The sequence below is a fragment of the Streptomyces sennicomposti genome (assembly GCF_019890635.1).
Taxonomy (GTDB): domain Bacteria; phylum Actinomycetota; class Actinomycetes; order Streptomycetales; family Streptomycetaceae; genus Streptomyces; species Streptomyces sennicomposti.
Genome location: NZ_JAIOAB010000003.1, coordinates 49,737 through 62,792 on the forward strand (window position 1 = coordinate 49,737; position 13,056 = coordinate 62,792).

Consider the following 13,056-nt stretch of genomic DNA (forward strand, 5'->3'; position numbering starts at 1 on the left):
CACACGACCGAAGTCGATGTGGGAGCGCGTGACCAGCCACTGCTGCGGATGCATGGGCCAAGTGGAACAGGCATCCGGATGCACGTCAACCGACCTGAGACGTACGGCTCACATGATGGACAGCCTTGACAGCGAGGGGAAACGGGGCCGTACCCTCCTTGTCAACGGCCCTGCTGAGGGGCTCGGCCGTCACCGCGCGCCCTGCCGGGAGCGCGGCCCTGTGTGAAGGCACCACCGTGTTCCATTCGACGCATCACGGAGCCTTCGCATGTCCTCCTCCGACATCACCCTCGTCAAGGCCACCGCCCCGGACACACCCGAACCGTCCGATGTGCCGCGGATCGTGCCGCAACGCCGCTACGGCCAGTGGACCGCGGCCGCAGTCGTCCTCGTCCTGCTCGGCCTCGCGCTGACCTCCGTCGTCCGCAACCAGGCCTTCCAATGGGGCGTCGTCGCCGACTACTTCACCTCGGACTCCGTCCTGCGCGGACTGTGGCTCACCCTCTGGCTGACCGCCGTGGTGATGGCGCTCGGCTTCGCCCTGGGCACCCTGCTCGCCGTCTTCCGGCTCTCCGCCAACCCCGTGCTGCGCGCGGTCAGCTGGGGCTACGTCTGGCTGTTCCGGTCCATCCCGATCCTGGTCCAGCTGCTGTTGTGGTTCAACATCGGGGCGCTGTACCCGCGCGTCCTCGGCGTGCAGACCGTCGACCTGTTCGGGCCGGTCACCGTCGCGATCATCGGCCTCACCCTGCACGAGGCCGCCTACGCCGCCGAGGTGGTGCGCGGCGGCATCCTCTCCGTCGACCGCGGCCAGATCGAGGCGGCGCAGGCGCTCGGCCTGAGCCGGTGGCGGCGCTGGCGGCGGATCGTGCTGCCGCAGGCGATGCGCTCCATCGTGCCGCCCGCCGGAAACATGCTGATCGGCACCCTCAAGGGCACCTCCATCGTCAGCGTCATCGCCGTCCAGGACCTGCTCTACTCCACGCAGCTCATCTACCACCAGACCTACCAGGTCATCCCGCTGCTGATGGTCGCCACCCTCTGGTACACCGTCGTCACCTCGGTGCTCAGCGTCGGCCAGCACTACGTCGAGCGGCACTACGCGCGCGGGTCGGAGAGCCACCGGTGAAACCCGCACTCGTCATCGTGGGGGCCGGGCCGCGGGGGACCGGTCTCATCGAACGCATCGCCGCCAACGCCGCCGAGCTGTACGCCGGTTCGCAGCTCGACATCCATCTGGTCGACCCGCATCCGCCGGGCGGCGGCCGGATCTGGCGCGACGCCCAGTCGCCGCTGCTGTGGATGAACTCGCACGCCGAGGACGTCACCATGTTCACCGACGACACCGTCGACATGGCCGGACCGGTGCGCGAGGGCCCCACCCTGCACGAGTGGGCCGGCGTCACCGGGAGCACCTTCGCCGACCGCCGCCTCCAGGGCGCCTATCTGCGCTGGGTGTACGACGACGCCGTGGCCGCGCTGCCGCCCGGCATCACCGTGCACCACCACCCGGTGCGCGCCCTGCGCGTCGGCGGCCCGCGCGACGGACGCCAGCAGGTGTGGCTGGAGGGCCGCCCGCGCCCGCTCCTCGCCGACCTCGTCGTCCTCGCCCTCGGCCATCTCGACGCCGAACACGACCAGCAACAGCAGGAGTTGGCCGCCTACGCCCGCACGCACGGCCTCGTCCACCTGCCGCCCGACTTCACCGCCGACAGCGACCTGTCCGCCCTGAAGGCCGGCGAACCCGTCCTCGTACGCGGCTTCGGACTCGCCTTCGTCGACCTGATGGCGCTGCTCACCGAGGGCCGCGGCGGCCGCTACGAACAGGACGCCTACCACCCCTCCGGGCGGGAGCCGGTGCTGTACGTCGGCTCGCGGCGCGGAGTCCCGTACCACTCCAAGATCGGCTACGACCTCACCGGCGAACGCCCGCCGCTGCCCCGCTTCCTCGGCCCCGCCGAGACCGGGGCGCTGCTGGCCCGCCCCGACGGCTTCGACTTCCGCGAGGAAGTCTGGCCGCTGGTGGAGAAGGAACTCGGCTACGCCCACTACCACCGCCTGTTCACCGCCCACCCCGAGCGCACGGCCCTCAAGTGGGCCGACTTCGAGGAGAGATACGCCGACGCCGATCCCGGCGAGCGGGCCGCCCTCGTCGCCGAAGCCGTGCCCGATCCCGCCGACCGCCTCGACCTCGCCGCGCTGGACCGTCCGCTGGCCGGCGAACACCACGCCACGCCCGAGGAGTTCCAGCGGGCGCTGCGCGACCGGATCGAGGAGGACCTGCGCCGCCGGCACGACCCCCGGCACAGCCCCGACCTCGCCGTCTTCCTCGGACTGCTCTCCGTCTACGGCCAGTTGGTGCGGCTCGGCGACATCGGCCCCTGGTGGCACGGCTTCTTCAGCTTCCTCGCCTCCGGACCGCCCGGACCCCGGCTGCGCCAGATGCTCGCCCTGTCCCGGGCCGGCGTCCTGAGATTCGTCGGCGCGGACATGAACGTCACCGCCGAGGACGGGGTGTTCCGCGCGACCAGCCCCACCGTGCCCGGCCACACCGTCGAGGCGCGGGCCCTGGTCGAGGCCCGGCTGCCCGAACCCACCGTCCGGCGCACCCGCGACGCACTGCTGCGCGACCTGCACGCCGACGGGGCCGCCGAGACCCCCGACGGACTGCTGCGCGTGGACCGCGCCGACGGCCGCGTCCTGGACGGCGCCGGCCGGCCCCACCCCCGGCGCTTCGCCCTCGGCCCGTTCACCGACGGCCGCACCCCCGGCGCGTTCACCCGGCCGCGCACCGGCGGCCCCGCGTTCCGGCAGAACGACGCCACCGCCCGGGCCGCGCTCACCTTCCTGCGGGCGCTCGCCCCGCACGCGAGCGCCGCCTGAGCCCGCCCTCTCCCACCCCTACGTCAAGGACCCCCCATGAGCGTCATGGTCGACATCAAGTCGGTCCACAAGAGCTTCGGCTCCACGGAAGTCCTCAAAGGCATCGACCTCCAGGTCCGCACCGGCCAGGTCACCGTGCTCCTCGGCCCCTCCGGCTCGGGCAAGTCGACGCTGCTGCGCACCGTCAACCACCTGGAGAAGGTGGACCGGGGCGCGATCAGCGTGGACGGCACCCTGATCGGCTACCGGCGCTCCGGCGACCGGCTGCACGAACTGCCCGAACGCGAGGTGCTCAAGCAGCGCACGCAGATCGGCTTCGTCTTCCAGAACTTCAACCTCTTCCCGCATCTGACCGCGCTGGAGAACGTCGTCGAGGCGCCCGTCTCCGTACGCGGGCTGCCCCGCGCCGAGGCAGAGGCGGCCGGGCGGCGGCTGCTGCAGCGGGTGGGCCTCGCCGACAAGGCGGACGCCTACCCGGCCCAGCTCTCCGGCGGCCAGCAGCAGCGCGTCGCCATCGCCCGCGCGCTGGCCCTGGAACCGAAGCTGCTGCTGTTCGACGAGCCCACCTCCGCCCTCGATCCCGAACTGGTCGGCGAGGTCCTCGACGTCATCAAGGACCTCGCCCGGCAGGGCACCACGATGATCGTCGTCACCCACGAGATCGGCTTCGCACGCGAGGTCGCCGACACGGTGGTGTTCATGGACGCCGGCCGGATCGTCGAGCAGGGTCCGCCGGACGCCGTGCTCGACCGGCCGCGGCACGAGCGGACCCGGGCTTTCCTCTCCAAGGTCGTCTGACGCGTGGCCCGGAACCGGAAGGACTTACCGCGATGACCGCACCGCACGGCCGGCCGCTGCTGCACCTGGCCGCCGACATCGGCGGCCAGCAGGCCTACGACGCCGGCCCGCACGTCGAGGCGGCCCGGCTCGCCGAGAGCGGCCGGCTCGACTTCGTCACCCTCGACGACAGCTTCGCCCGCCCCGGCCCCGACGCGCTGACGGTCCTGTCCCGGGCGGCGCCCGCCACGCACCGTATCGGCCTGGTCCCCACCGTCACCACCACGCACACCGAGCCGTTCCAGGTCCAGGCGGCCGTGGCGACCCTCGACTGGCTCAGCCGGGGCCGCGCGGGCTGGCGGATCGAGGTCTCGCCCACCGAGGGCGAGGCCCGCCTCTTCGGCCGCCGCCACGCGGCGACCGCCGAGGAACTGTGGCAGGAGGCGGCGGAGGTCGCCGAAGCGGCGGAACGGCTGTGGGACAGCTGGGAGGAGGAGAGCGCGGGGGGCCGGGGCCCGGTGGAAGCCCGGCGCCCGGCGGAACGCCGCCCGGCCGACGGCCGCCGGCCGGGCGACCGTGCGTCCGGTGGTTCGTCCGGCGGTCCGTACAGCGGTTCGTACGGCGACGGTCTGTACGGCGGCGGCGGTCCGCATGATGACGGTGGCCCGTACGACGCCGGCTCGGCCGGTGACGGCCGGTCCGGTGACGGGCCGGGCGATGAGCGACCGGGCGGTGGGCGCTCGGCCGGTGGGGGGCGGTCCGGGGGCCGCCCGGCGGCCGGTGACCGCGCGACCCGTGACCGCCGGTCCGACGGCGGTCCGTCCGGTGACCGCCCGGGCGGCGACCGTCGGTCCGGTGACCGCCCGTCCGGTGACGGCCGGCCTGGTGACCGCCTGTCCGGTGGCCGTTCGGGCGACGACCGCTCGGCTGGTGACGGCCGGTCCGGGGACGGGCCGTACGACGGTCGGTCGGCCGGGGGCGGTCCGTCCGGTGACCGGCTGTCCGGCGGCCGTCCGTCCGGTGGCCGGACGGGCGGTGGTCATTCCGTCGGTGACCGGGCGGTCGGCGGGGAGCGGTTGCATCAGGTCGACTTCACCGGCGGGACGTTTTCCGTACGGGGGCCCTCGGCCGTGCCGCGGCCCCCGCAGGGGCACCCCGTACGGGTGGTGGACGCCACCGAGGGCCACGCCCGCGCCACCGCCGCGCGCTACGCCGACGTCGTCCTCGTGCGCGCCGCGAGCCCGGCACAGGCCGCCGCCCTGCGCGACCAACTGCGTACCGCGGCCGCCGGGTTCGGCCGGGACCCCGACACCCTGCGGGTGCTGGCCTCGCTCGTCGTCGACCTCGGCGACGGCGAGTACGCCGCCGAGCGCGGCCACGGCGGGGGCGGCCCCCGGCCGAGCGACCGCGGCCCGCTGTACCGCGGCGGCCCCGTCGACCTCGCCGAACTGATCGCCGCCTGGCACCGTGCCGGTGCCGTCGACGGCTTCCACCTGGTGCCCACCGCGCCGCACCGCGATCTGGAACGGCTGGTCAACGGCACGGTGGCACTGCTCCAGCACCGCGGTCTGTTCCGCACCTTCTACCCGGGCAGCACCCTGCGCGAGCACCTGGGCCTGCCCCGGCCCGCGAACCGCTACGCCCAGGCCGGGGGCGCGGCATGACCGTACGGCCGCCCCGGCGGATGCACCTGGCCGTGTACGCCCCCGGCGCCGCGGCCCCCGCGGCGGGCGCCCCGCGCCGTACCCCGCCCGGAGCCCGCACCGGGTTCGCCGCCTTGGAGGACCTCGCCCGCACCGCCGAGCGCGGACTGTTCGACTTCCTTCTCCTCGCCGAGGGGCGGCGTGGGGAGGGGAGGTGCCGGACGGACGGCATCCGCCGCCCGGAGCCGGTCAGCGTGCTCGGCGCGCTCGCCGGGGTCACCGAACGCCTCGGACTCGCCGCCACCGTGGACACCGCCTTCGACGAGCCCTACGAACTCGCCCGTCGGCTCGCCACCCTGGACCACCTCAGCGGCGGCCGGGCCGCCTGGAACGCCTCCGGCTCCGTCCTCACCGGCGCCTTCACCGACGAGGGCGCCGGACGCGGCGGCCACCCGGACCGCGCCGACCGGTGCGCCCGGGCCGCCGAGTTCGTCGCCACGGCGCGGGAACTGTGGGACTCCTGGACGCCGGAGGGCGGCCCGCGCCCGTTCGCGCACCGGGGCCGGCACTTCGACATCGCGGGCGAGTTCACCGTGCCGCGCCCGCCGCAGGGCCATCCGGTCGTCCTCCAGGCGGGGGATTCCGACGAGGAACGGGAGTCCGCCGCGGCGACGGCCGACATCGTCCTCACCCGGCCCCGGACCCTGCGGGACGCACAGGAGTTCTACGCCGACCTGAAGCAACGCCTGGCCCGGCACGGCCGCGACCCCGGCGAGCTGCGCATCCTCCAGGCCGCGCGCGTCGTCGTCGGCGACAGCGAGGCGGAGGCGCTGAAGAGGGCGGCGGCGCTGCGGGACGCGGTACGCGCCGCCGCCGTCCCGCAGCTCCGCGCCGCCGGCCGGTCATACGCCCCGGAGGCACCACCGCCCGCCGGCCCCGTACCGGCCCCGGAGCTCGCACGGAGGAGGGTCGAGACCGGCCCACCGGAGCCCCAGCCGCTCACCCAGGAGCCACCCGCCCCGACCGAACACCCCGCTCCGGTCCCGGCGGACCGTGCTCCGGTCCTGGTGGAGTCCTCTCCGGTCCTGGCGGACCGTGCTCCGGTCCTGGCGGAGTCCGCTCCGGTCCCGGTGGACCGTGCTCCGACCCTGGCGGAGCCCGCTCCGGTCCCGGTGGACCGTGCTCCGACCCTGGCGGAGCCCGCTCCGGTCCCGGTGGACCGTGCTCCGACCCTGGCGGAGCCCGCTCCGGTCCTGGCGGACCGCGCCCCGGCCTCGGCGGAACCCGCTCCGACCCTGGCGGAACCCTCTCCGGTCCCGGCGGACCCCACCCCGACCCCGGCAGGCCGCGCCACGACCCCGGCGGAACCCGTTCCGACCCCTGCCAGGGCCGCCGCCCCCGGTGCGGCCGGACCGGGCGGTGTCGCCACGGCCGGGTGGGCGGTCGCCCGGCCGGGTGGGGCCGTTCCCGGTATGGACGGAACGAGCGCCGCCGGGAAGGCCGGGGCGGGGGCGGTTGGCGGCGGTGCGATCGGACGCACCGTCACGGCCGGCGGCGGAACAGCCGCCTCCGGCGGCGGTCGGCGAACCGCCGAGGACACGGGCGGGGCGGTCCCCGCCCGTACGGGCGGGACGGCCGGGGGCGGCCGCTCGGGCGGGCGCACCCTCGCTGCCGGGGCCGGGCCGGTCTCCGCCGGCCGGATGGGGGCCACCGCCGTCACGGCCGGGCCGGCCCTCACCGGCCGAGGCGCAGGCGCTGCCGGCCCGGACGGGCCGGACGCCGTGGACGGCGGCGGCCCGCCGGGCCTCGCCGGCGGACGCGGCCCCTTGGCCGACGGTGAGGGGGCCGCCCCCGCGGCCCCTCTCGTCTTCGCCGGGACGCCGGAGGCCGTCGCCGGGGAGCTGGCCGCGTTCGTCCGGGCGGAGGGCGTCGACGGGTTCGTCCTCGTGCCCTGCCCCGTGCCGGGCGCGGGACTGGACGACTTCGTGGACCGCGTGGTGCCGCTGCTCCAGCGCGCAGGCGCGTTCCGCACCCGCTACGAGGGCGCCACCCTGCGCGCGCACCTCGGTTTGGCCACCAGGCCGTACATGGAAGGGTTGATCACATGACGGACGCATCCGACCGGTGGAAGCAGTGGCACGAGGACCGCACCGCATCGGTGTCGGCGCCCTACGGCCCGCTCGCGCTGACCGGCACGCACTGGCTCGCGGACTATCCGGACGGTCGAATTCCGGACATCCCCGGGATCTGGGCGGCCGACGGCGACGAGGTCGTGCTCATCGCCGCCGCCGCGGACGGGCTGACCGTGGACGGCCGCCCGCTCGACGGCGAGGTGCGGCTCGGCGCCGACACCGGTCCGGTGGCGGACGCCAGGGTCGCGCTGGGCGAGCGCCGTCTCGTCCTGCTGGAGCGCGAAGGCCTCTGGGGCGTACGGGTCTTCGACCCGGCCGCCCCGGCCCGCCGGGCGTTCCGCGGCATCGCGGTCGACGGCCACGATCCGCGCTGGTCGGCGCCGGGCCGCTTCACCCGGTACGCCGAGGACCGCACCGTGCGCGTGCCCAACGCGGACGGCCGGGAACGCGGCCTCGCCCTGGCCGGGGAGCTGGCGTTCACGCTGGCCGGACGGGAGCTGACGCTCCAGGCGGCCGAGCAGCCGGACGGTTCGCTGTGGGCGGTGTTCGCCGACGCGACCAGCGGCCACGACAGCTTCCGTTTCCGGTTCCTGCACCCCGAGGCGCCGGACGCCGAGGGACGCACCACGGTCGACTTCAACCGCGCGGTGCTGCCGCCGTGCGCGTTCGGCGACGGCTTCCTGTGCCCCTTCCCGCCGCCGGGCAACACCCTGGACCTCGCGATACCGGCGGGGGAGCGCACGCTGCTCTGAGCCGGGGTCCCGGCGTGCGGCGGCCCGTGGGTCCGAGGACCGGCGGGCCGCCGCACGCCGCCGGTTCGACGGCCCGCCGGTCCGTCGGCACGGCTGCTGACGCACCGTCAAATCCCCCTGATCGCACACAGTCCACTCGGAAACGAACACAGTCGCACGGCCGAAAGGCACCCTTGCGCCGACCGGTCGTTCGGCCGAATACTCCCCCACAGCGCTTGTCAGGGGCACACAACATCCGGAATCCGGATGCCCCCGGCTGCGCCTCACGGGCCCCGACCCCACGCGGGCCCCCGACTTCCTTTGTGGAGGACCGAAAAGTGAGGATCAAGCGCACTGCCCCCCGCGGTATCACGAGACAGACCCGGGCGGTCGCCATCGCCGCCGGCCTCGTGGCCGCCGCCGCGTTCGCGGTCCCCAGCGCGAACGCGTCCGACACCGACACCTTCAGCGCCGCGCAGCTCACCAAGGCGAGCGACTCGGTGCTCAAGGCCGACATCCCGGGCACCGCCTGGGTGGTCGACAGCAAGACCAACCGGGTCGTCGTCACCGCCGACAGCCGGGTCTCCGACGCACAGATCGCCCGCATCAAGCAGCAGGCGGGAACCGACTCCGGCGCGCTCACCATCAAGCGCACCTCCGGCAAGTTCAACAAGCTGATCTCCGGCGGCGACGCCATCTATGCGAGTAGCTGGCGCTGCTCGCTGGGCTTCAACGTCCAGGACTCCAGCGGCAACTACTACTTCCTCACCGCCGGTCACTGCACCGACGGCGCGGGCACCTGGTGGTCGAACTCGTCGCACTCCACCACCCTCGGCACCACCGCCGGGTCCTCCTTCCCCGGCAACGACTACGGCATCGTGCGCTACACCAACAGCTCGGTGACCAAGTCCGGTGCGGTGGGCAGCGTGGACATCACCAGCGCGGCCACGCCCTCGGTCGGCACCACCGTCTACCGCCGCGGCTCCACCACCGGCATCCACAGCGGCCGGGTCACCGCGCTCAACGCGACGGTCAACTACGGCGGCGGCGACGTCGTCTCCGGCCTGATCCAGACCACGGTCTGCGCCGAGCCCGGCGACTCCGGCGGTCCGCTGTACTCCAACGGCGGTGTCGCCTACGGCCTGACCTCGGGCGGCAGCGGCGACTGCTCCTCCGGCGGCACGACCTTCTTCCAGCCGGTCACGGAGGCGCTGAGCGCCTATGGGGTCCACGTCTACTGACGCCCCCCGCTCCCGGGGCCGTGCGCACGGCCCCGGTCCGCGCCGTACCTGCGCCGGCGGCAGGTGGAGCCCCCGTACGCCAACAGGCGTACGGGGGCTTCGCGTTGTGTGCGGGGCGAGGAGGCGTTGTGCACGGAACGAGGACGCGCCGTGCGCGTCCCGAAGGTGCGCGGTGCGCGGAACGAAGAGAGGTTCCCGGAGGGGCGAATTCCAGACAGGACTAGTCCTCACGGAGCGCCTATCGGTTACTTGCCCGTAGTGTTTGCGGTGCGAACGCGGACGGTGTGACCTCGGGCGGGCAAGGCCCAGGCGGCATACGCAGGTTGATGTAGGCCCGTCCAGATCTCGACCTTGTGTGTTCCCTGTGGGGCTCGGAATAGTGGGCGCCGTTCAACCGCCTTCCGGCCCGTGCGGTCCCCACCACCTCCCGGGTCGATCCCCCCACAGGAGGACGACAGTTGAAGCACCGACGCATACCCCGGCGCCGTACCGCCCTGGCCGGCGCGGGCATCGCCGCGCTGGTCGCCGCGGGAGTCACTTTCCAGAGTGCGAACGCCAGTGAGCCCGCGCGGACCCCCGAGGCCCGCGTGCTGTCCGCCCCGGCGGCCGGAAAGCTCGCCTCGAACCTGCTGAAGAACCTCGGCACGGACACCGCGGGCGCCTACTACGACGCCGGGGCGCGCAACCTCGTGGTCAACGTGCTCGACCGCGCCGCCGCCGACCGGGTCGAGCAGGCGGGCGCGCGGGCCAGAATCGTCGAGCACACCCTCGCCGAACTGGACGGCGCGCGGACGACGCTGGCCGAGCGGGCCACCATCCCCGGCACCTCCTGGGCCGTCGACCCGGTCGGCGACAAGGTCGTCGTCACCGCCGACCGGACCGTCTCCGAGGCCGCCTGGGCCAAGCTCGCGAAGGTCGTCGAAGGGCTCGGCACGAAGGCCGAACTCAAGCGGTCCAAGGGGCAGTTCAAGCCCTTCGTGGCCGGCGGCGACGCCATCACCGGCTCGGGCGGCCGCTGCTCGCTCGGCTTCAACGTGGTCAAGGACGGCCAGCCCTACTTCCTGACCGCCGGGCACTGCACCGCCGCCATCTCCACCTGGTCGGACTCCAGCGGGACGGTGATCGGCAGCAACGAGCGGTCCAGCTTCCCGGGCGACGACTTCGGGCTGGTCAAGTACACCGGGTCCGTCGACCACCCGAGCGCGGTCGACCTCTACGACGGCTCCACCCAGGCGATCACGCGGGCGGGCGAGGCGACGGTCGGCGAGCGGGTGACCCGCAGCGGCTCCACGACCCATGTGCACACCGGTACGGTCACCGGTCTGAACGCCACCGTGAACTACTCCGAGGGCACGGTGAGCGGCCTCATCCAGACCGACGTGTGCGCCGAGCCCGGCGACAGCGGCGGCTCGCTGTTCGACGGCGACACCGCGCTCGGGCTCACCTCCGGCGGCAGCGGCGACTGCACGTCCGGCGGCGAGACGTTCTTCCAGCCGGTCACCGAGGCGCTGTCGGCGACCGGCGCGCAGATCGGCTGACCGCCCGACCGAGCCCCCCACGGGAACCGTGAGAGCCCCGCTCCCTCGCTCCGCCTCCACCGGCGGCGGGGAGCGGGGCTCTCACGCGTCCGGCCCGGGCCGCGCGGCGGGTGCCTCCGGGCCGGAGTCCGCCCCGGAACCGGGATCGACGAAGGTGTCCCCCTCACCGGTCCCCGGCGGCGCGGATGCTCGGCCGGCGACCGACTCGGGCTCCCCGTCTTCGGGGACGCCTTCGCCTGCGGCGGGTTGTGCGGCCTGGCTTTCGGGGGTGCCTTCGCCTGCGGCGGGCTGTGTGGCCTCGCTCTCGGGGGTGGCTGGTTGTGTGGCCTCGTTCTCGGGGGCGGCCGCTTCGCCTGCGGCGACCGGCGCGGCTTCGCCTGCGCGGGGGACTTCTCCGCCTGCGGCGGCTTGTGCGGGTTCGCTCTCCCGCGCGGGCTCTTCGCCTACGGCGGCGGAAGCGGCCTCGCCTGCGGCGGCGGGAGCGGTCTCGCCTGCGGCGGGCTGGGGCGCTGACGCCGGTGAGACGTCGTCCGCGCCGGGCTGCGCGGTGACCGCCTGCGGCGGGGTGCCGCCCGCTTCCCCTGCTCCCTGTGGCGGAGCACCGGCCGCCCCCGCGTCCGCACCGCCCCCTTCCGGGACCGCCCCCGCGTCCGCACCGCCCCCCACCAACCCCGCCCCCGCACCCTCCCCGTCGTACCGATGCGCCCCCACGCCCGCGTCCCCCCGGCGTACCGCGCCCGAGGGTGCCCCCACGTCCGGGCGTACCGCGCCCGAGGGTGCCCCCACGGCCGCGCCCGCCGGGCGTACCGCACCCGCCGCCGCTCCCGCTCGCTTTCTCCGGAGTGCCGATGCCAGCAGGGTGATCAGGACCCCGGCGGCCGCCCATGCCGCCAGTACCAGCAGTGCGTCCGTGAGGGCGTTGCCGCGGAAGTACGCGATCGAGCGGGCCGCCCAGGTGCCCGCGCCCGGCGGCAGGGCGGGGCCGATCGCCTTCCAGAACGGCGGCAGCATCGGCAGCGGGAAGGCGCCGCCCGCGCTCGGGTTGCCCGCGATCACCACCAGCAGGATCGCCAGACCGATGCCGACGATGCCGAAGACCCCCTGGAGGGCGAGCGTCGCGGCGCCCACCGCGAAGGTGACCAGCGCGCCGAGCCCCCACAGTTGGAGGACCCCGCCCGGCAGGGCGTTCAGGGCGGGTCCCACGATCAGCGCGCCGCCCGCCCCGCCCGCGATCGCGACCAGCGCCATCGTGGCCAGCCGGATCGAGGCGCGCCGCGGGTTGGCGGGCCGCGCCCCGGTGCTGATGGCGAGGATCGAGGCGCACAGATAGCCGCCCACGCTCCAGCCCACGACCAGGTAGAACGACGACAGCCCGTCGAAGTCGCCGGCGGAGGCGGGGGCCACGTCCACCGTCCGCACCGTGCGGCCCTCGGCCTTCTCCGCCGCCCCGACGATCTTCTCCAGGGTGGTGGCGAGGGCGGTGCCGCCGCCGGAGGCGACCAGGAGCGTGTCGGTGGCGCCGGCCGGGGCGACGACCAGCGCGCCGTCGAGGTCCCGGTGCAGGATCTGCCGGCGGGCCGCCGCCTCGTCGGCCACCGTGCGCGGGTCCAGGGGCGCGCCGGGCAGCCGCCGCAGCCGGTCCGCCGTCTGCCCGGCCACCGCCCGGGGCGCCGCGACGCCGAACGGCACGTCCGCGGGCTTCGGCTTGTGCAGCGCGCCCACGTAGGAGGCGATGAACAGCAGCTGGAGCGCGAGCACACCGAGGACGAGCAGCGAGGCCCGGGGAGTGACGGCGTCCCTCAGCTCCTGGCGGAAGGAGGGGTGGTGCCGGTGGGCGTGGGGGTGGCTCATGCCCTCACGCTGCGTGGCGGCGGCCGTTCCCGCAGGCGGAAGACACCCGAACGGATGACCGTACGGGCGAGCGGCGCCGGGCCGCCCGGGGACGCCCGAGCGCCCGGCCCCGGGACACGAGCACCCGGGCCGGGCGGGCGTTTGCGCAGGTCGGACACGCCCGCACGGTTGTCGTACGCATGTTCGAGGATGGGGGTATGGTGGTGGTGAGGTAGTTGGAACTGATGTTCGAGAGCCGCTGTCGGCTCACAGGTGCGGGA

At 74.9% G+C, this 13,056-nt stretch carries 7 protein-coding genes and 3 pseudogenes; 9 read left to right on the forward strand and 1 reads right to left on the reverse strand.

All coding sequences use genetic code 11. The features are described 5' to 3' along the window. The first annotated feature begins 268 nt into the window (after nt 1-268). The 9 genes and pseudogenes from K7787_RS02340 to K7787_RS02385 all read left to right on the forward strand — a co-directional run bounded on the left by K7787_RS02340 (nt 269) and on the right by K7787_RS02385 (nt 10,945). Nucleotides 269-1,129, forward strand: coding sequence for an amino acid ABC transporter permease (locus tag K7787_RS02340; RefSeq protein ID WP_223000340.1), 861 nt, complete (start codon nt 269-271; stop codon nt 1,127-1,129). Beyond that, nucleotides 1,126-2,883 carry an FAD/NAD(P)-binding protein gene (locus K7787_RS02345; RefSeq protein WP_223000341.1) on the forward strand — a complete coding sequence of 586 codons (1,758 nt, stop codon included), beginning with the start codon at nt 1,126-1,128 and terminating at the stop codon, nt 2,881-2,883. Before K7787_RS02340 ends, K7787_RS02345 begins: the two co-directional genes overlap by 4 nt. A gap of 36 nt (nt 2,884-2,919) precedes the next feature. Next, nucleotides 2,920-3,681: an amino acid ABC transporter ATP-binding protein gene (locus K7787_RS02350; RefSeq protein ID WP_019986229.1), complete on the forward strand. Its 762-nt coding sequence runs from the start codon at nt 2,920-2,922 to the stop codon at nt 3,679-3,681. Between the two features lie 32 nt (nt 3,682-3,713). Then, nucleotides 3,714-4,301 (forward strand): annotated as a pseudogene (locus K7787_RS02355) (LLM class flavin-dependent oxidoreductase); the annotation flags it as partial. Nucleotides 4,302-4,730: 429 nt separating this feature from the next. Further along, a pseudogene (locus K7787_RS02360) lies at nt 4,731-5,324 on the forward strand (LLM class flavin-dependent oxidoreductase); the annotation flags it as partial. After that, entirely contained in the window at nt 5,321-7,411 is a 2,091-nt protein-coding gene (locus K7787_RS32040; protein ID WP_282107225.1) for an LLM class flavin-dependent oxidoreductase, read from the forward strand. The pseudogene K7787_RS02360 and the gene K7787_RS32040, both read left to right, overlap by 4 nt. Continuing rightward, nucleotides 7,408-8,187 (forward strand): DUF1684 domain-containing protein, encoded by a 780-nt coding sequence (locus K7787_RS02375; protein ID WP_009187832.1) that lies wholly within the window; start codon nt 7,408-7,410, stop codon nt 8,185-8,187. Before K7787_RS32040 ends, K7787_RS02375 begins: the two co-directional genes overlap by 4 nt. Before the next feature lie 317 nt (nt 8,188-8,504). Beyond that, nucleotides 8,505-9,407 (forward strand): S1 family peptidase, encoded by a 903-nt coding sequence (locus tag K7787_RS02380; RefSeq protein ID WP_019986226.1) that lies wholly within the window; start codon nt 8,505-8,507, stop codon nt 9,405-9,407. Between the two features lie 458 nt (nt 9,408-9,865). After that, entirely contained in the window at nt 9,866-10,945 is a 1,080-nt protein-coding gene (locus K7787_RS02385; protein WP_164390133.1) for a S1 family peptidase, read from the forward strand. 798 nt (nt 10,946-11,743) lie between these two features. Here K7787_RS02385 and K7787_RS02390 read toward each other — a convergent pair. Next, nucleotides 11,744-12,796: pseudogene (locus K7787_RS02390) on the reverse strand (DUF3533 domain-containing protein); the annotation flags it as partial. Nucleotides 12,797-13,056: the final 260 nt, after the last annotated feature.

Coding starts and splice junctions, on each gene's coding strand:
- K7787_RS02375 (WP_009187832.1), top strand. CDS start 7,408: ATGACGGACGCATCCGACCGGTGGAAGCAGTGGCACGAGGACCGCACC.
- K7787_RS02350 (WP_019986229.1), top strand. CDS start 2,920: ATGAGCGTCATGGTCGACATCAAGTCGGTCCACAAGAGCTTCGGCTCC.
- K7787_RS02340 (WP_223000340.1), top strand. CDS start 269: ATGTCCTCCTCCGACATCACCCTCGTCAAGGCCACCGCCCCGGACACA.
- K7787_RS32040 (WP_282107225.1), top strand. CDS start 5,321: ATGACCGTACGGCCGCCCCGGCGGATGCACCTGGCCGTGTACGCCCCC.